The sequence below is a fragment of the Nitratireductor sp. L15S-10 genome, assembly GCF_045011005.1.
In the GTDB taxonomy this organism is placed as follows: domain Bacteria; phylum Pseudomonadota; class Alphaproteobacteria; order Rhizobiales; family Rhizobiaceae; genus Nitratireductor.
On sequence record NZ_CP120674.1, the window covers coordinates 3,155,303 to 3,172,872 of the forward strand.

Consider the following 17,570-nt stretch of genomic DNA (forward strand, 5'->3'; position numbering starts at 1 on the left):
GATGGTGGATCAATGTCGACGCGTCAAGAGCCTATGCTTGCGTGCCAGACCGGTGAATAGCCCTGGCGCAGCGCGGAGACGGTCAAGGCCGGCGTCAGCAGCTGAACAACCGGCGGGATCTTTTCCGGTGAAAGGGTACTTCCGTAGCCCGCAAAACTCCACTCATACAGCGCCCCACCGCGAAGTGCACAAGCCCGCTCTCCGAATGCGATCACGGAACCGTCGGGCAGGTCCGGCAGCGCCTCTGCAGCGATGGGTTGTGTTCTGCCCGTAACGGCGAGCCTCTGCCCATGGAGAGTTGAGTCGAGATCGGGGGCCTTCAACGCCTGATCTTTCTTCACTTCGCGCACGCAGGTCAAGAAATCCGTTGCCGCCTCGCGCCGGCAGAAGAAGCAGGGGCGGTGGCCCGCCGCAAGGGCGGTCACCTCATCTAAAAAGAAGAGCTCTGTCCATCCCGCCGTGCCTGTCGGGCTGTTCCGCCCCATGACCTCACGTCGGCGGCCCCGGAATTCGCAGACGCAGACAATCCAGGCCCTGGTCGTCCAGCGGCGGCGCAGGAGCGTTTTCGTATCGGGATCATGGATCACACCGCGATTGCCGGTGAAAAGGCCGCGCGCCTGAGTTGCAACAACCTGACCGAATGGAGATACGCGGTTTTGCAGAGACATGGTCATTCCCACGTTTTCCGGTGTTCGTCATAAACAATGTGGGTATTGGCACATAAATTGTTTCAATCTTAAGCTGTTTGTGTTTATTGCAGCCTGCGCGGCACGGGGAGCCGCGCTTGCTGACCTTCAAGGGACTTTTGGTCGAATGACAATCGGGCGTGCAACTGTCGTGTTTCTCATCACTGTCTCAGCCTTCACGCTGATCGGTGCAAGGCTTCTTTCGGCCGGCGCTTCCGGTGATCACCACCCCGTGGACGGTTACGGCATTTCTGCCGCCATCGAGTAGCTACAGGCTTTCGTGCCATCAGGTCACCCGCTATCAACAGGCGACCTCGATCAACTTCTTTTCCCGACCCTCCATCCTGAGTGCCGTCAACCGGCCACTGTGCCATGCGCCAGTGTCAAGGTTTATGCGGTTCTTAAGGAGTTCCGGCGCGTCCACGGGCGTGTGACCATGCACGATCAATTTGGGATGAAGCCCCCCAAATGCATGGAACTCGTGTCTGATCCAGATGAGATCGTCCGCCGACTGGGCTTCGAGGGTTAAGCCGGGACGAATGCCCGCGTGGCAGAAGAAGAAATCGCCGAACGAGACTGAATAAGGCAGAGTGGCCAGAAATGCCCTGTGTCGCTGCGGCACGGCGCGAACGAGGGCAGCATGTCCCGGCATCATCCCCTGACGCGAGGTGAGATCGATCTCGACACCATAGGAAAGCGCCGTTTCGAAGCCGCCATTGCAGGCAAACAGTCCAAACGGATCCGGGTTCGACAGGAAATCGAGAAAACCCAGATCGTGATTGCCGGCGAGCGCAATAACACGTGGGTCGCGCTCGCGCTGTCCGGCGAGGTATTCGATCACGCCGCGTGAATTGGCCCCGCGGTCGACATAGTCTCCGAGATAGACGATGCGCCAGTCCGCAGGGCGGTCATGAAGAATTTCCTCCATGATCCGTGCATGCATCGCGGCCAGCAAATCGTGCCGGCCGTGAATGTCTCCGACGGCATAGAGGCGCAGGCCATCGGGCGTCGAAGCCTCATCATATGAGACCCCCGCGGACATTCCTCACCCGTCGACAACGATAAGATGCAGCGCCCGCGGTCCATGCGCACCGAGCAGCATGGTCTGCTCGATGTCGCCGGAGCGCGATGGCCCCGTGATGAGGTTCAGCAATCTAGGCATGTCACCTCTGCCATATTTGCGCCTGAGGCGGGAAATCACCGTTTCAAGATCACCGGCAATGTCCTTCGCGTCAATGACGATGATATGGTGGTCGGGCACGAAGTTGACGGTGGTCGGATTGTCCTTGCCCGATGGCAGGGCGACCGTTCCCGTTTCAGCAACGGCGGCGAATGCGTGGCTCACACCGACTTCATCTTCAGGTTCGGCCCGTCCGCGTTTTACCTCAAGCGACTTCTGACTTGCCCAGTCCATGCGCTTCAGACGCCTGTCGTCCCCCATGCGAACGGAGGGGGCCAGGTTCTTGGAGCGTAGATAATGGGTCACAGATTTCGGTACATCATCGGCGGTTTTAACCCGCTCCACCGTGGCCGTAACGGCCTCCGCCATGCGACAGAAAAGAGCAATGCGCTCCTTACCTTCCACCTGTCCGCGGGCCGGAATGAGCCCGCGCGGCGTCTTTGCAAGGCGCTTTTCAACGGCTTCGCGCCGTGCACCGTCGTCGGTGGAAACGGACGCTGCCGCCCGCAGCTTTCCCAGGATTGCCTCGCGACCGCTCATGCCATCTTCCCTCTCTGTTTCAGGGCCTCGCGATCACGCCACTGCTGCATGAAGGTGCGGCTCTCAGGCGCTGGAAGATCGCGGTGGCGCGTCCAGCCGCCAGCAAAGGGCAGCGACCGGAACCACCGCTCCCGCCCTGCAAGGCCGGAAAGCGCCGGGATCGCCATTGACGTGGCAAGACGATAGAGCCCTGGCCGGCGGGCGAAGAAGGCCCAGAAACCGAGACCGAAACGCTGCGTCGCCGGATTGAGCCCGCGCTCGAACTCACGCTCGCGCCAGTGCCGCATCATGCGCGGCAGCGGGATCTGCATGGGACAGACGGATTCGCAGCGCCCGCAGAAGGTGGAGGCGTTGGGCAGGTGCCCCGCCTTGTCGACGCCGACCAGCGAAGGCGTGAGCACCGAGCCCATCGGTCCCGGATAGACCCAGCCATAGGCATGACCGCCGACAGCATGATAGACGGGACAATGGTTCATGCACGCGCCGCAGCGGATGCAGCGCAGCATCTCATGAAACTCCGTGCCGAGCATGGAAGAGCGGCCATTGTCGAGCAGGATGACGTGATATTCGTCCGGACCGTCGGGATCACCCGGGCGGCGTGGACCGGTGGAGAGCGTGGTGTAGACGCTCATGTCCTGACCGGTTGCCGAACGGGCCAGCACACGCAGGATCTGGCTCGCATCCTCCAGCGTCGGTACGACCTTTTCGATGGACGCAACGACGATATGGACGCGCGGCAGGGTCTGCGTGAGATCGCCATTGCCCTCATTGGTGACGATGATTGAGGTGCCCGTTTCGGCGACAAGGAAATTCGCGCCGGTGATGCCCACATCGGCCTGAAAATATTGCGGGCGCAGGATGTGCCGTGCTTCACCGAGAAGGGATTCGGGCTGCGAGAGATCACGCCCGGCCGGGAGCTCGGTATGAACGCGGCGAAAATCCTCCTCCACCTGTTCCTTGTTCAAATGCAGGGCCGGGCCGATGATGTGGCTTGGATGCTCGCCGCGCAGCTGGATGATGTACTCGCCGAGATCGGTTTCGACCGGACGGACACCTTCCTTCTCAAGGAAATCGTTGAGCGCGATCTCCTCGGTGATCATCGACTTGCCCTTGGTGACGGTACGTGCGCCCGCCGCGCGGCAGATACCGAGAACCGCCTGTCGGGCATCCTCGGCCGTTTCGGCCCAGTGCACCTGGCCACCCGAGGCAATCACCTTGCGCTCATAGGCTTCCAGATAGAGATCGAGATGTTCGAGCGTGTGATCCTTGATCGCACGGGCCGAAGAGCGAAGATCCTCGAACTCCGGCAGTGCGTCGACCGCTTTCTTTCGCTTGCCGACGAAACCGATCTTCGCTTTACCCATGGCGCGCTGCAATTGCTCATCGGCAATCGCCTTGCGCGCTTTTTCCCTGAACTGTGGAGACTGGATTTCCATCAGCGCCCTCCCCCGCCGATAGCCGGCTTGTCGGTCATGCCGGCAAGAACCTCGGCCACATGGCGAACTTCGACACTACTGCCCTGCCGATGCAGCTTGCCAGCCATGTTCATGAGGCAGCCGAGATCACCCGCGAGCAGCGTAGCCGCCCCTGCTTTTTCGATGCTCGCCGTCTTTTCCTCGACGATCTTGTTGGAAATGTCGGGATATTTCACGCAGAACGTGCCCCCGAAGCCGCAGCAGACATCGGAATTCTGCATTTCCCTGAGTTCCAGCCCCTCCACCGATGACAGGAGCTTTCGCGGCTGCTTTTCAATGCCAAGCTCGCGCAGGCCGGAGCAGGAATCGTGATAGGTGACACTGCCCTCATGGCGGGCCGGCACCCCTGTCACGCCCAGCACATCCACCAGAAAGCTCACCAACTCGTGCACACGACCGGAAAAAGCCTCGGCGCGCGCTTCGAAGGGTGTTCCCTTCAGAAGCGACGGGTAATGCTTCTTGAGCATGCCCGCGCATGAGCCCGATGGCGCAACGACATAGTCGAACTCCTCGAAAGCCTCCATGGTCTGGCGCGCTATGGCTGCAGCATCTTCCCGGTCGCCGGAATTAAAGGCTGGCTGGCCGCAGCAGGTCTGCGCCATGGGCACCTCGACGGTGCAGCCCGCCTCCTCCAGCAGCTTGACGGCGGCAAAACCAACGCTCGGCCGGAACAGGTCCACCAGGCAGGTGACGAAAAGGCCGACTCGCTTGGGTGAGGTGCTTTCTTCTTTCAACGGTTCTTCTTTCGCTGGCTTGAAATTCTCGGCAGAGCCGGTTCGCTCGCTCATTGCTGCATGGTCTCCCCGCCGCGCTGATGAAGCCGGAGACGCGAGATGCGCTGCCAGTCATCCGTGCGTTCGGCGTGAAAGGTGGCCTTTTCGACGAAATCGATATGCGCGATCGCAGCACTCCGCGCGGCTTCCGGATCGCCGGCGGCGATTGCCGCATGGATCGCGCGGTGCTGGGCAAGGAGCGTGTCACGCGCATCGGGCAGTTCATAGATGCGGGCCCGGTTGAGAAAGACGCCATCGGCCAGAAGCCGGTAACAGGCACGCAGCGTGTGCAGCAGCACGATATTGTGCGCGCATTCGCCAACCGCATTGTGAAACTCCACGTCGCAGGCCGCTTCCGCCTCGAAATCCTCCGCAGCGTGGGCCTCGTCCATCCGCGACATGATACCGTTGAGCAGAACGAGATCTTCCGGCGTTGCGCGCCTGGCCGCGAACTCGGCGGCGACGGCCTCCATCTCGCGGCGATATTCCAGATAATCGGCGGTGGCCTTGCGGTGCGTGGCGATCAGTTCACGCACGGGCTTGGTGAACACCTGACCGATAATGTCGGCCACATAGGTTCCGCCGCCGTGGCGGGTGGTGATCAGGCCGCGCTCCTCCAGCGTTTTCAGAGCCTCTCGCAGGATGGGGCGGGAGATATCCAGCTGGCGGGCGAGATCACGCTCACCGGGCAAGCGGTCACCATCGCGCAGAACGCCTTCGAGGATCAGCGTCTCGATCTGCCGGACAACGCCGTCCGCCGTGCGGGCATGCTCAATTCTGGAGAAGACTGCTTCCACCGGCCTTTGCCGTTCCCGTCATTCCTGCATCTGTAGCCTTAGACTAGCGCGAGTTTGCAGAACTGGTCAATTTATTTGCCCAATGATCAGCGCGGCAGCCAACCGTCTTCATGCATTGCACCCCGCGCAAAGCCGATAGCATACTCGGGAAAGGTCCATCCTGATGCAGACGGCAAGGCACAATGAGCCAGAATAATGGGGAACTGCTTGTCGCGACTGACGCAGACAAGACACAAGAAAAGCCTTTCACAACCCTGGTGACCGGCAGCGTCATGGGGTTCCCGGCCCATGACGGGCGCGCAGGAGCGCTGGGTGAAGTGCATGCGCGGCCCCATGCCCTTCTGGAAGCGCCACGACTGATCATCCAGCTCTCCTTCATGACCGAAGGCGGCTCTGCGGTCGACCAGGCCGTGCTTGCCGATCTTTCGCGCAGGCTTGGTGTCGCGCCACCACAGGCCAATGCGCGCCACCACACGATGAAATGGGGAAAGGGGACGCTACGCTGGGAAAGGCATACAGAGTTTTCCAGCTATCAATGGGACTGCCCTATTTCGCCGCGCACCGGAAAACCGCTCGAAGAATCGCCCTTCGGTAACGGTTTCAGCCCGCCCGGCACCGCCATATCGGGCACGCGGGTGGAGATCCGCAAATGGACGAGCGCGACGGAAAAGCTGATCCGCGCGTTCGATCCGGCAAGCCTGGGCTATTCGGTGGTTGAGGGTGGACGCGCCGCCGTTGCCACCGACTTCCGGCAGGATGGCGACGGGCTAACCCGGATTCTCATCCTTGAAAAGGATCTGGCGCCGGCCCGTATCGGTGCCCTCTCGCAGCGCCTGATCGACATCGAAACCTACCGCACGCTCGCCATGCTCGGCCTGCCGCTGGCGCAATCCCTTTCGCCGCGTCTGCGGCGCATGGAAGATCAGCTCGCGGCACTGACAGCACGCATGCGCCAGCGCGAGAAGCACGACAGTCACGCCCTTTTGAGTGAATTGACGGAGCTCGCAGCCGATCTGGAGGCCGATGCCGCCGCCAGCCTCTATCGTTTTGGCGCAAGTCGCGCCTATCACGGTATTGTCGAGGAGCGGCTGGAAATGCTGAACGAGGCACCCATGGCGGGTTATGAAACATGGACGGCGTTTCTGCAGCGCCGCGTGGCACCCGCCATGCGCACCTGCCGTTCGGTGGAAGAACGCCAGGCCAATCTATCGCGCAAGCTCACGCGTGCGGCAAACCTGCTCAGAAGCTGGGTGGACGTGGAAGTGGAACGGCAGAACCGCGACCTGCTCGCCTCGATGAACCGCCGCGCACAGCTGCAATTGCGCCTGCAACAGACGGTCGAAGGCCTCTCCGTGGCCGCCATCTCCTACTATGTGGTGGGGCTGGTGGGCTATGTGGCCAAAGGGGCAAAACCCGCCCTGCCCGGTCTGTCTAGCGAGGTGATCACCGCGGCCGCCGTCCCCGTAGCCGTTCTGTGCATCTGGCTTCTGGTGCGCCGCATCCGCCGCCACCATGCCCGCGAGGACACCATTACCGGCACCGAGGCGGATTGACGCAGGCCCGCTTTCCAAGCAGCATTTACAGAACTGCGAATACACTGGTAAACAGATTGAACCAGTGAGGGAGTTCTGATGTCCGGCCTGAAAATGCCGCAGGCCAATGCGGCAACCCTGAAGAAACGCGCCGATATCGTCGCCGACATGCGCATCATCGTTCCCGGTGAAGGCGTGGTGGACACGGAAAACGAAATGCGCGCCTTCGAGAGCGACGGGTTGACCGCCTATCGCCAGATGCCGCTAGTCGTCGTCTTGCCTGAAACGACGGCGCAGGTGTCACGCATCCTGAAATATTGCCATGAGCGAGATATCCGCGTCGTACCGCGCGGCTCGGGCACCTCGCTTTCCGGCGGTGCGCTGCCACTCGAAGACGCAGTACTCCTGGTGATGAGCCGCTTCAACCGCATCCTCGACATCGACTATCCGAACCGTGCCGTGGTCGCGCAGCCAGGCGTCACCAATCTGGGCATCACCCATGCAGTCGAGCAGGAGGGCTTTTATTATGCGCCCGACCCCTCGTCGCAGATCGCCTGCTCCATCGGCGGCAATGTGGCTGAGAATTCCGGTGGCGTGCACTGCCTGAAATACGGGCTCACTGCCAACAATGTTCTGGGCATCGAGATGGTGCTCATGAATGGCGATGTCATCCGGCTCGGCGGCAGACATCTGGACGCCGAAGGCTATGATTTGCTGGGCCTGATGACTGGCTCGGAAGGCCTGCTTGGCGTGGTGACCGAGGTGACCGTGCGCATCTTGCAGAAGCCGGAGACGGCGCGCGCCCTGTTGATCGGCTTTCCATCGAGCGAGGAAGCGGGCCAGTGCGTTGCCGAGATCATCGGTGCGGGCATCATTCCAGGCGGCATGGAAATGATGGACGGCCCTGCCATCCGCGCTGCGGAGGATTTCGTTCATGCCGGCTATCCGCTCGACGTGGAGGCTCTGCTGATCGTTGAACTGGACGGGCCGCAGGCCGAGGTCGACCATCTGATCGATCGGGTTGAGGCAATCGCGCGCCGGAACGGCGCCACCACCAGCCGGGCCTCGACATCGGATGAAGAACGCGCCGTGTTCTGGGCCGGGCGCAAGGCCGCCTTCCCGGCGGTGGGACGCATTTCGCCAGACTATTACTGCATGGATGGCACCATCCCGCGCAAGCAATTGCCACGTGTTCTGGCCGGTATGCGCGCGCTCTCGGAAAAATACGGGCTGCGCGTCGCCAACGTGTTTCATGCCGGCGACGGCAATCTCCATCCGCTCATTCTTTATGATGCGAACAAGCCGGGCGAGCTGGAAAAGGCCGAGGATTTCGGCGCCGACATTCTGCGTCTGTGCGTGGAAGTGGGCGGCGTTCTGACCGGGGAGCATGGGGTGGGCGTGGAAAAGCGCGACCTGATGCCTGAAATGTTCACCGAAGACGATCTGAACCAGCAGATCCGCGTGAAATGCGCTTTCGATCCGAACCACCTGCTCAATCCCGGCAAAGTGTTCCCGCAACTACACCGCTGCGCCGAACTTGGCCGGATGCACATTCATCGCGGACAGGTGCCGTTTCCCGAGCTGGAGCGGTTTTGAACGTGCTGTTCAAACGCGCCATACTCGAAGGCATCGCGCGCGGCGAGGTTACCCTTGCCTTTCGCCGCTGGAAGCGCCCCACCGTGAAAGCTGGCACCCGACTTCGCACGGCTCTGGGCGAAGTCCGTATCGGACGCGTCGAAGCTTTCGATGAAGCCTCGCTGGATGTTGAATGCGCACGCCGTGCCGGTTTTACCTCGCTTTCCGAACTGAAGGGCAGCTTGCGCGACAGCGCGGAACGTCTGCTTTTCCGCATCGAACTTAACGGAATCGAGGCTGACCGCAGAGTTGCACTGCGCGCCGCGTCCAAGCTCTCTGCCCACGAACGCCAGACAATTCAGGACCGATTCAGGCGCTGGGACCGGGCCGCCCGGCACGAAGGGCATCATCTTCACGTCCTCTCCCTGATCGCGGAAAACCCTGCGACTGCAGCCGCCGAGCTCGCCGCCAGATTGGATATGGAGAAGCTTGGCTTCAAGCGCGATGTACGCAAACTGAAGGAGCTTGGACTGACCGAAAGCCTGGACGTTGGTTACCGGCTCTCCCCACGCGGACACAGCTTCCTTAATGAGAATGAGACATCGTGACCGAATTCCTTCCCAACACCGCTGAAGAGGTTCTGGAAACCATCCAGTGGGCGGTTTCTGAAGAAACCCCGCTCGAAATTTTCGGCCACGGTTCGAAGCGCGGCATCGGTCAACCGCTCCAGACCGAGCACACGCTCGATCTGTCGAGACTGGCCGGCATCACGCTTTATGAGCCGGAAGAACTGGTGCTCTCTGCCCGTGCGGGAACGCCAGTTTCCGAAATCGAGACGCTTCTGCGCGAGCACAATCAGGAGTTTGCCTTCGAACCCATGGATTACGGCCCGTTGCTTGGCGGGGAACCGGAGCGCGGCACGCTGGGCGGGCTGCTTGCGGCCAATTTGTCGGGTCCCCGACGACTGAAGGCCGGAGCCGCGCGAGATCACGTGCTTGGTATTCACGCGGTTTCTGGCCGTGGCGAGAGCTTCAAGTCGGGCGGGCGCGTGGTGAAAAACGTCACCGGCTACGATCTTTCCAAGGGGCTCGCGGGCTCATGGGGTACGCTGGCGGTGGCAACCGACATCACCATGAAGGTGCTGCCGGCAGCCGAGACGGAGACAACATTCTCCATCGCCGGACTGGACGATGCGACGGCAACACAGGCCATGGCCATCGCCATGGGATCGAGCGCCGAGGTTTCGGGTGCCGCGCACCTGCCCGAAGGCGTGGTGGGCCGCTTTATCAGCGGCGGGTTTTCCGGTGGCAGCCAGACCGTGCTGCGGGTGGAGGGTTTCGGCCCTTCCGTCGCCTATCGGATCGATCTCCTGTCACGGCTCCTGCATGACTACGGAAGCGCCGAAACAATTGAGAAAACGCTTTCGCGGAGGCTCTGGCGCGAAATTCGCGACTGTCATCCCTTTGCCGACGGTACGCCGGCGCCGGTATGGCGCGTTTCGGTCACGCCGTCGCGCGGCCACGAGCTTGTCGACGCCTTCCGCCGGGCGGCCGGCGCCAATGTCTATTACGACTGGCAGGGGGGGCTGATCTGGATGCGGATGGAAGCCGACCCCGAGGCGGAAATTCTGCGAAAGATGATCGCTCATCTTGGAGGCGGGCACGCGACACTGGTGCGTGCACCGCTTGCCGTGCGTGCAGCAACGCCTGTCTTCGAGCCCCAACCGCCCGCTCTTGCCGCCCTCTCCTCGCGCCTGAAGGAGCAATTTGACCCCAAAGGTCTATTGAACCCCGCACGCATGGCATTCGCTTGAAGCCGTGATAGATTGCCGCCGGAACAATAGAGGGCAAACCCATGAGTGATATGCAGAATCAACCCGATGAAACCCGCAAGACCGATGGCTGGCTCGAGCCTGGGCCAACCAACATTCAAGTCATCTATATCCTTTATCTGGTAGGTTTCGTCATCGGCATATCCGCCCTGGTGGGCATCGTCCTTGCCTACATGAATCGAGGCAAGGTCAGCGGCTGGCTCGAGACGCACTATACCTGGGCAATTCGCACGTTCTGGATCGGCCTGCTGCTCGGTTTCGTCTCGGCATTGTTGATGATTGTGGGCATCGGCTTTCTGCTGATGATCGCCCTCGCCATATGGGCCGTTGTGCGGTGCGTGATCGGCCTGCAGGCCGTTGGACGCAGAGAGCCCATCAAGAACCCGCAAAGCTGGCTGATCTAGAAGAGGCGCCGTGCAGACCAATTTCACTTCAGAGCAGCTTTCCGATCCGCAGATTGCGGAGGCGGAATCGATCCTGCGCAAATGCGTGCATTGCGGCTTCTGCACGGCCACCTGCCCAACCTATGTGACGCTCGGCAATGAGCTCGACAGCCCGCGCGGGCGTATCTATCTCATCAAGGACATGCTGGAAAACGGCAGGGCGGCAGACCGGGAGACTGTCACCCATGTCGACCGCTGCCTTTCCTGCCTCGCCTGCATGACCACGTGCCCTTCAGGCGTGAATTACATGCATCTCGTCGATCACGCCCGCGCGCATATAGAAAAGACCTATCGCAGACCATTACTCGATCGCCTGGTGCGATCGGTGCTGGCGCAAATTCTGCCCTATCCCGGCCGTTTCCGCGCAGCTCTGAAACTCGCCCGCGTCGGACGCCCGTTTTCCGGCCTGTTCCGCAAAATTCCAGCCTTGCGCCCTGTTGCCGCGATGCTCGAGCTTGCGCCCGACAGTCTGCCCCATGCGGCAAACGAGCGCGTGAGCCTCGCAGGGGCCAAGCGCGGGCGTGTCGCGCTGCTGACGGGATGTGCCCAGTCCGTGCTCGATCCGGGTATCAATGCCGCGACGGTTCGGCTTCTCGCCCGGCTCGGGATCGAAACCGTGCAGAACCCGGAGGGCGAAGGCTGCTGCGGGGCACTGGTACACCACATGGGCAAGGAAGACCCGGCGCTGGAAGCCGCGCGACGCAACGTGGATGCCTGGATGCGCGAAATCGAGAATGGTGGGCTGGACGCCATCATCATCACAGCGTCGGGATGCGGCACCACGGTCAAGGATTATGGCCACATGCTGCGGCTTGATCCTGACTATGCCGGGAAGGCGGCCCGGGTGGCTGCACTTGCCAGGGACATCACGGAATATCTTGCAACGCTCGATCTGCCGGAGCCGGTTGTCGAACCAGGCATAACGGTTGCCTATCACTCCGCGTGTTCCATGCAGCACGGCCAAAAGATCAGCCGCGAACCACGCGAACTGCTGCACAGGGCCGGGTTTGTGGTGCGTGAGCCGCGCGAGGGACATTTGTGCTGCGGCTCGGCCGGCACCTACAACATTCTGCAGCCGGAAATCGCAGCGCGCCTGCGTGATCGCAAGGTCAAAAACATCGACGCGACCGCGGCAGCACTCATTGCCACCGGCAATATCGGCTGCATGACCCAGATCAGATCAGGCACGAATACCCCTATCGTGCATACCGTGGAGCTGCTCGACTGGGCCTTTGGCGGGCCGAAGCCCACAGCTCTACCCGATATAGTGGCAACCGAAAAACGACAGGCGCCGTCGATGGCCGCCGCGGAATGAGAAAAGGGCGATGCTCCCCCAAGCATCGCCCTTCTCCGTTTTACCCGGCAGTCCCCCTGCCGGGCATCCCCCGCTCATCCGGTCACTTCACCACCACTTTGGTGCCGACCGGGGTACGGTCATAAAGGTCAACCACATCCTCGTTGCGCATTCGGATGCAACCGGAAGACACCGCGCGACCGATGGTCCAGGGCGCATTGGTGCCGTGGATACGATAGAGTGTCGATCCAAGATACAGGGCGCGCGCGCCGAGAGGGTTGGCTGGGCCACCCTCCATCTTTACCGGCAGGATCCGGCCCTTCGCTTTCTCGCGTTCAATCATTTCCTCGGGCGGGTGCCAGGACGGCCATTTGCGCTTGTTGGTGATCTTTTCCGTCCCGGTCCAGCCAAACCCTTCCTTGCCGACACCAACGCCGTAGCGCTTCGCCTTGCCTCCCTTCATGACCAGGAACAAGAAGCGCTGGCTGGTATCGACGATAATCGTGCCGGGAGCCTGATCGGTCTCGTAGTCAACGACCTGCGGCAGCCATTTGGGATCACTCATCCGCCAGGAGCGTTCATTCAGGGGGAACGGCTCACGCGCCCGCGGTACGAACGAGACCCTCTGCGTGGGCTGTGCCTGTGGGGTGGGGCGGGGCTGCATCTGATGACGAGGCCGGTAATCCCGACGCGCGCTGTTGCGACCGTGCGCGTTTCGAGCGCGTTGGTAAGCCTGATATTCCGTAGGCTGCTCGACGCGATGCTGCCCTCGCACCGGCGCGCGGCGCAACTGCATCACCCAGGGAGCGGAAAGGTCAGGACTGACGAGAACCGGCGGCGGTTCCACATATCGATCCTGGGCCAGCGCCCCCCAGGAAGAAAGCAGCGCGGTCACAATGCCGGCCGCAAACAACATCGACTTCATGATAAACTTCTCTCTACCATTCGTCACAGATCAAACAGACCACACGTTCTCGAAACCAGATTCGAGACCGGGCGGCGGCGAAGGGCAAACGCACCTTATGCGCCTGACCGTGTCAGGATGCTGACTCGAAGCTGCAACCGAATAGTGAATCAGCTTCCGTAAAATGCCATGTTTCAAAAAAACCATCTGGTGTGGTTACCGGCGCGTTCAAAAAGCTGGTGAACATATCGCTAAACCCGGCTGATTTGACATTAACCAAGGAAGTTTGGACATATGAGCGAAGAAAAAACCGGCCTGATCGTGGGTTCCGATGGCAAGACCCGATGCTTCTGGCCCGGTGAGTTGCCGGATTATCTCGACTATCATGACAATGAGTGGGGGCATCCGGTGTCGGACGATCACCGGCTTTTCGAGAAAATCTGTCTTGAGGGATTTCAGTCGGGGCTCTCGTGGCTAACCATCCTGCGCAAGCGGGAGAACTTCCGCGAGGCTTTCGACGGTTTCGATTTCGAGCGTGTGGCGCGATTTACCGAAAAGGATGTGGACCGTCTTCTCGGCAATGCGGGGATTGTACGCCATGGCGGCAAAATCCGTTCCACCATCAACAATGCTCAACGCGCAATCGAATTGTGCGAGCAGGAAGGATCGCTCGCGCGCTATTTCTGGCGCCACGAGCCGCAACCGCACGAGCGCCCTGACCCCGTCGACTACAAAACACTGACGGCCAATCCGACCACCGCCATATCCACCCGCATTTCAAAGGACCTGAAGAAGCGGGGCTGGTCTTTCGTGGGACCCACGACTGTCTATGCCTTCATGCAGGCGATGGGGCTCGTCAACGATCATATCGAGGGCTGCTGTTGCCGCGCTGCGGTTGAAACGAAGCGGCAGGCTTTCATCAGACCCAGCTGAAACCGGGGCAGCTTTTCATCGGCAATCACGGAAATCTGGCGACCACGGCAAAAAAATGTGCGCTGTTCGCTGCACGAAAATCTTGACTCCGAAATGGGCGCTCACTATCTCAAAGCCACGTTAGCACTCTCCTCAGGCGAGTGCTAACGACAAGTCCGGCACCCGCCGGACGGAGGAAAAGCCTAATTCATCATCCGAATCAAGGGTTCAGAGAACATGGCCAACACGAACTTTCGCCCGCTTCATGACCGTGTGGTCGTCCGCCGGGTCGAGTCTGAAGAAAAGACGGCAGGTGGCATCATCATTCCCGACACCGCCAAAGAGAAGCCGCAGGAAGGCGAAATCGTAGCAGTCGGTTCCGGCGCGCGCGACGAGGCGGGCAAGCTCGTCCCGCTGGACGTCAAGGCTGGCGACCGCGTGCTCTTCGGCAAGTGGTCGGGCACCGAAGTCAAGCTCAATGGCGAGGATCTCCTGATCATGAAGGAATCCGACATCATGGGCGTCATCGGCTGATCCCACGCCACCACATCAAAACGGTAACAGAGTTTCTCAAGAAGCTCAGGAGCTAGAGAAATATGGCTGCAAAAGACGTAAAATTCTCCCGCGACGCGCGTGAGCGCATGCTCAAGGGTGTGAACATCCTCGCCGATGCGGTGAAGGTGACCCTCGGCCCGAAAGGCCGCAACGTCGTCATCGACAAGTCCTTCGGCGCACCGCGCATCACCAAGGACGGTGTAACGGTCGCGAAGGAAATCGAGCTTGAGGACAAGTTCGAGAACATGGGCGCACAGATGGTGCGCGAGGTCGCTTCCAAGACCAACGACATCGCCGGTGACGGCACCACGACCGCCACGGTTCTGGCCCAGGCGATCGTTCAGGAAGGCGCCAAGGCCGTTGCCGCCGGCATGAACCCGATGGATCTGAAGCGCGGTATCGACAAGGCTGTTGCCGACGTCGTCGAGTACCTCTCCTCTTCCACCAAGAAGATCAACACCTCCGCAGAGGTTGCCCAGGTCGGCACGATCTCCGCGAATGGTGAGAAGGAAATCGGCGAGATGATCGCCGAGGCCATGCAGAAGGTCGGCAACGAGGGTGTCATCACCGTCGAGGAAGCCAAGACCGCCGAGACCGAGCTCGAAGTGGTCGAGGGCATGCAGTTCGACCGCGGCTACCTCTCGCCGTACTTCGTCACGAACCCGGAGAAGATGGTCGCCGAGCTCGAGGATGCATATATCCTGCTCCACGAGAAGAAGCTTTCCAACCTGCAGGCCATGCTGCCGGTTCTGGAATCGGTGGTTCAGTCTTCCAAACCGCTCCTCATCATTGCCGAGGACGTGGAAGGCGAGGCTCTCGCCACGCTCGTCGTCAACAAGCTGCGCGGTGGTCTGAAGATCGCTGCCGTCAAGGCTCCGGGCTTCGGCGATCGCCGCAAGGCCATGCTTGAGGACATCGCTATCCTCACCGGCGGCCAGGTCATCTCCGAAGACCTCGGCATCAAGCTTGAGAACGTCACGCTCGACATGCTCGGCCGTGCGAAGAAGGTGTCCATCACCAAAGAGAACACCACCATCGTCGACGGTGCAGGCCAGAAGTCCGAGATCGAAGGCCGCGTTGCCCAGATCAAGCAGCAGATCGAAGAGACTTCTTCCGATTACGACCGCGAGAAGCTGCAGGAGCGTCTTGCCAAGCTCGCTGGCGGCGTTGCCGTGATCCGCGTCGGTGGCTCCACCGAAGTGGAAGTGAAGGAGCGCAAGGACCGCGTCGACGACGCGCTCAACGCAACCCGCGCTGCTGTGGAAGAAGGCATCGTGCCTGGTGGTGGCACCGCGCTTCTGCGTGCTTCTGCCCAGATCAAGGCGAAAGGCGACAATCCCGATCAGGACGCCGGCATCAACATCATCCGCCGCGCCATTCAGGCTCCGGTTCGCCAGATCGCCACGAATGCGGGCGCCGAGGCTTCGATCGTTGCCGGCAAGATCCTCGAGAATGAGGGTGTCACTTTCGGCTACAACGCCCAGACCGGTGAATATGGCGACATGATCGCCATGGGCATCGTCGACCCGATGAAGGTTGTCCGCACCGCGCTGCAGGACGCCGCTTCGGTTGCCGGCCTGCTCGTCACCACCGAAGCCATGGTCGCCGAGCTTCCGAAGAAGGACGCTCCGGCCGGTGCTCCCGACATGGGTGGCATGGGCGGCATGGGTGGCATGGGCTTCTAAGCCAGCCACGCATCGCTTGAAAATTGAGGGCGCTCCTTTCGGGAGCGCCCTTTTTCATGGATTGATATCATCGGGTCTGGTCAGGGAACCGCAGCCAGAAGCAGAAAGCAGAAGAACACCACCAGATGGACCGCACCCTGCATAATGGTGGTGCGCCCCGTGGCCAAGGTCAGCATGCCGACGAAGAGCGACAGGACCAGAAGCACAATGTGCTCCGGATCGAGCCCTAGCGTGATCGGCTCACCGAGAACAAGCGAGGCAATGGCGATCGTGGGAATCGACAGACCGACACTGGCCAGTGCAGAACCGGTTGCCACGTTCATGCTCGTTTGAAGCCGGTTGGAGGCGGCAGCGCGCAGCGCCGTCACGCCCTCAGGCAACAGCACCACGGCGGCGATGACCAATCCGACAAAAGACTCCGCCAGCCCAACCGCCGACACCCCCTTCTCGATACCGGGAGCCAGGGCCTCGGCCAGAACAATGACCATCAGCAGCGATATGGCCAGCATGAGACCGGCCCAGGCGGTTTCTCCACCGCCAGGCTTTCTATGGAGAGCTGTATCGGCTGCCGCAATGTCCAGAAAATCTCCCCGGTGGCGCACGGTCTGGACAAACAGGAACAGCCCGTAGAGCAAGAGCGAAACGACCGTCACGAAGATCAGTTGAACGGTCGAATAATACGGTCCTTCAACGGCCAGGGTGAAATTGGGCAGAATCAGCGTCAGCGTTGCGAGGGTACCCAGGACGCTGAAGGCAGCGACCGCTCCCTGGCTTTGGAACGATTGCTGATGATGACGTAGCCCCCCGGCGAGGAGGCAGAGACCGACAACACCATTCAGAACCAGCATGACTGTGGAGAATACCGTGTCCCGCGCCACCGTCGGATCCCCCTCCGAGGGCGAAAGCATCATCGAAATGATGAGGGAAGCTTCGATCACGGTAACGGCGATCGCCAGCAGCACCGAGCCGAAGGGCTGGCCTATGCGCACGGAGATAACCTCGGCGAAATGCACCGATGAAAACACGGTCGCCACGAGAAACAGTCCGGCCAGCGCAGAAAAGAGTATGTCGGTTTCTTGTACGAGGCCGAAATGTTCTGCTGCGATCAACACTGCCGCGGCGAACGGGGGCCCTGCGGTCCGCATCGCCTGTGCATTTGCCAAACCTTTGAACACGCTACCCCCCGGAAAGACAGTTTTCGTCGAATTGGCGAGCCGATGGCAGACGGCGCTCCATATCGCCTGTGATAGTTCAATGCCGGAAAGGAGTGCAATGAACAGTTTTTCGAACGAGCCTGTACGACCAGGGTCATGATGCGCAACCTATTGCCAAATCCCCTCGCCCGCGCCATTAAACGGCAGCACTTTTCGGGTAGAAGCAGCAGGCCT

18 protein-coding genes are annotated in these 17,570 nt (G+C 61.0%); 10 read left to right on the plus strand and 8 right to left on the minus strand.

Annotation, left to right across the window (positions count from 1 at the left end; genetic code table 11):
* Positions 1 to 23 precede the first annotated feature (23 nt).
* Entirely contained in the window at positions 24 to 668 is a 645-nt protein-coding gene (locus P2W41_RS15115) for a hypothetical protein (RefSeq protein WP_404934992.1), read from the minus strand.
* A gap of 145 nt (positions 669 to 813) precedes the next feature.
* Here P2W41_RS15115 and P2W41_RS15120 point away from each other — a divergent pair, with 145 nt between their 5' ends.
* On the plus strand, positions 814 to 954 hold the full coding sequence (locus tag P2W41_RS15120; RefSeq protein WP_292899295.1) for a hypothetical protein: 141 nt from the start codon (positions 814 to 816) through the stop codon (positions 952 to 954).
* A gap of 33 nt (positions 955 to 987) precedes the next feature.
* Here the strand turns inward: P2W41_RS15120 and P2W41_RS15125 are convergent, their stop codons facing one another.
* The 5 genes from P2W41_RS15125 to P2W41_RS15145 are packed head-to-tail and all read right to left on the minus strand — an operon-like array spanning position 988 to position 5,451.
* Positions 988 to 1,728, minus strand: a complete 741-nt coding sequence (locus tag P2W41_RS15125) for a metallophosphoesterase family protein (RefSeq protein WP_404933602.1) — start codon at positions 1,726 to 1,728, stop codon at positions 988 to 990.
* Between the two features lie 3 nt (positions 1,729 to 1,731).
* Positions 1,732 to 2,406 (minus strand): lactate utilization protein, encoded by a 675-nt coding sequence (locus P2W41_RS15130; RefSeq protein ID WP_292899291.1) that lies wholly within the window; start codon positions 2,404 to 2,406, stop codon positions 1,732 to 1,734.
* A complete protein-coding gene (locus tag P2W41_RS15135) occupies positions 2,403 to 3,842 on the minus strand; it encodes a LutB/LldF family L-lactate oxidation iron-sulfur protein (RefSeq protein WP_292899289.1) in 1,440 nt (479 codons plus the stop codon). Before P2W41_RS15135 ends, P2W41_RS15130 begins: the two co-directional genes overlap by 4 nt.
* Positions 3,842 to 4,615, minus strand: a complete 774-nt coding sequence (locus P2W41_RS15140; RefSeq protein WP_404934993.1) for a (Fe-S)-binding protein — start codon at positions 4,613 to 4,615, stop codon at positions 3,842 to 3,844. The genes P2W41_RS15135 and P2W41_RS15140 overlap by 1 nt, the downstream gene beginning before the upstream one ends.
* Before the next feature lie 50 nt (positions 4,616 to 4,665).
* Positions 4,666 to 5,451: an FCD domain-containing protein gene (locus tag P2W41_RS15145; protein WP_404933603.1), complete on the minus strand. Its 786-nt coding sequence runs from the start codon at positions 5,449 to 5,451 to the stop codon at positions 4,666 to 4,668.
* 272 nt (positions 5,452 to 5,723) lie between these two features.
* Between P2W41_RS15145 and P2W41_RS15150 the strand changes: the two genes are divergently transcribed.
* The 6 genes from P2W41_RS15150 (at position 5,724) to glcF (ending at position 12,147) form a co-directional block, all read left to right on the plus strand.
* Entirely contained in the window at positions 5,724 to 7,004 is a 1,281-nt protein-coding gene (locus tag P2W41_RS15150; protein WP_292900043.1) for a DUF3422 family protein, read from the plus strand.
* A 78-nt stretch (positions 7,005 to 7,082) separates the two neighbouring features.
* Positions 7,083 to 8,579, plus strand: a complete 1,497-nt coding sequence (locus tag P2W41_RS15155) for an FAD-linked oxidase C-terminal domain-containing protein (protein ID WP_292899283.1) — start codon at positions 7,083 to 7,085, stop codon at positions 8,577 to 8,579.
* Between the two features lie 2 nt (positions 8,580 to 8,581).
* A complete protein-coding gene (locus P2W41_RS15160; RefSeq protein ID WP_404934994.1) occupies positions 8,582 to 9,166 on the plus strand; it encodes an ASCH domain-containing protein in 585 nt (194 codons plus the stop codon).
* Positions 9,163 to 10,371 (plus strand): FAD-binding protein, encoded by a 1,209-nt coding sequence (locus P2W41_RS15165; protein WP_292899280.1) that lies wholly within the window; start codon positions 9,163 to 9,165, stop codon positions 10,369 to 10,371. The genes P2W41_RS15160 and P2W41_RS15165 overlap by 4 nt, the downstream gene beginning before the upstream one ends.
* A gap of 41 nt (positions 10,372 to 10,412) precedes the next feature.
* Positions 10,413 to 10,793, plus strand: a complete 381-nt coding sequence (locus tag P2W41_RS15170) for a hypothetical protein (protein WP_292899278.1) — start codon at positions 10,413 to 10,415, stop codon at positions 10,791 to 10,793.
* Positions 10,794 to 10,803: 10 nt separating this feature from the next.
* Positions 10,804 to 12,147, plus strand: a complete 1,344-nt coding sequence (gene glcF, locus P2W41_RS15175) for a glycolate oxidase subunit GlcF (protein WP_404933604.1) — start codon at positions 10,804 to 10,806, stop codon at positions 12,145 to 12,147.
* 82 nt (positions 12,148 to 12,229) lie between these two features.
* On the opposite strand, the gene P2W41_RS15180 is transcribed toward glcF, so the two are convergent.
* The gene (locus P2W41_RS15180) at positions 12,230 to 13,051 is read right to left on the minus strand and encodes a L,D-transpeptidase (RefSeq protein ID WP_292899274.1); all 822 of its coding nucleotides are present in this window, start codon (positions 13,049 to 13,051) and stop codon (positions 12,230 to 12,232) included.
* A 273-nt stretch (positions 13,052 to 13,324) separates the two neighbouring features.
* On the opposite strand from P2W41_RS15180, the gene P2W41_RS15185 reads away from it, so the two are divergent.
* The 3 genes from P2W41_RS15185 (at position 13,325) to groL (ending at position 16,182) form a co-directional block, all read left to right on the plus strand.
* Positions 13,325 to 13,963, plus strand: coding sequence for a DNA-3-methyladenine glycosylase I (locus P2W41_RS15185; protein ID WP_292899273.1), 639 nt, complete (start codon positions 13,325 to 13,327; stop codon positions 13,961 to 13,963).
* A 216-nt stretch (positions 13,964 to 14,179) separates the two neighbouring features.
* Complete coding sequence (gene groES, locus P2W41_RS15190; protein ID WP_007009707.1) at positions 14,180 to 14,476, plus strand: co-chaperone GroES; 297 nt, start codon at positions 14,180 to 14,182, stop codon at positions 14,474 to 14,476.
* 62 nt (positions 14,477 to 14,538) lie between these two features.
* A complete protein-coding gene (groL, locus tag P2W41_RS15195; RefSeq protein ID WP_292899272.1) occupies positions 14,539 to 16,182 on the plus strand; it encodes a chaperonin GroEL in 1,644 nt (547 codons plus the stop codon).
* An 80-nt stretch (positions 16,183 to 16,262) separates the two neighbouring features.
* On the opposite strand, the gene P2W41_RS15200 is transcribed toward groL, so the two are convergent.
* A complete protein-coding gene (locus P2W41_RS15200) occupies positions 16,263 to 17,327 on the minus strand; it encodes a calcium:proton antiporter (protein ID WP_404934995.1) in 1,065 nt (354 codons plus the stop codon).
* Positions 17,328 to 17,570 lie beyond the last annotated feature (243 nt).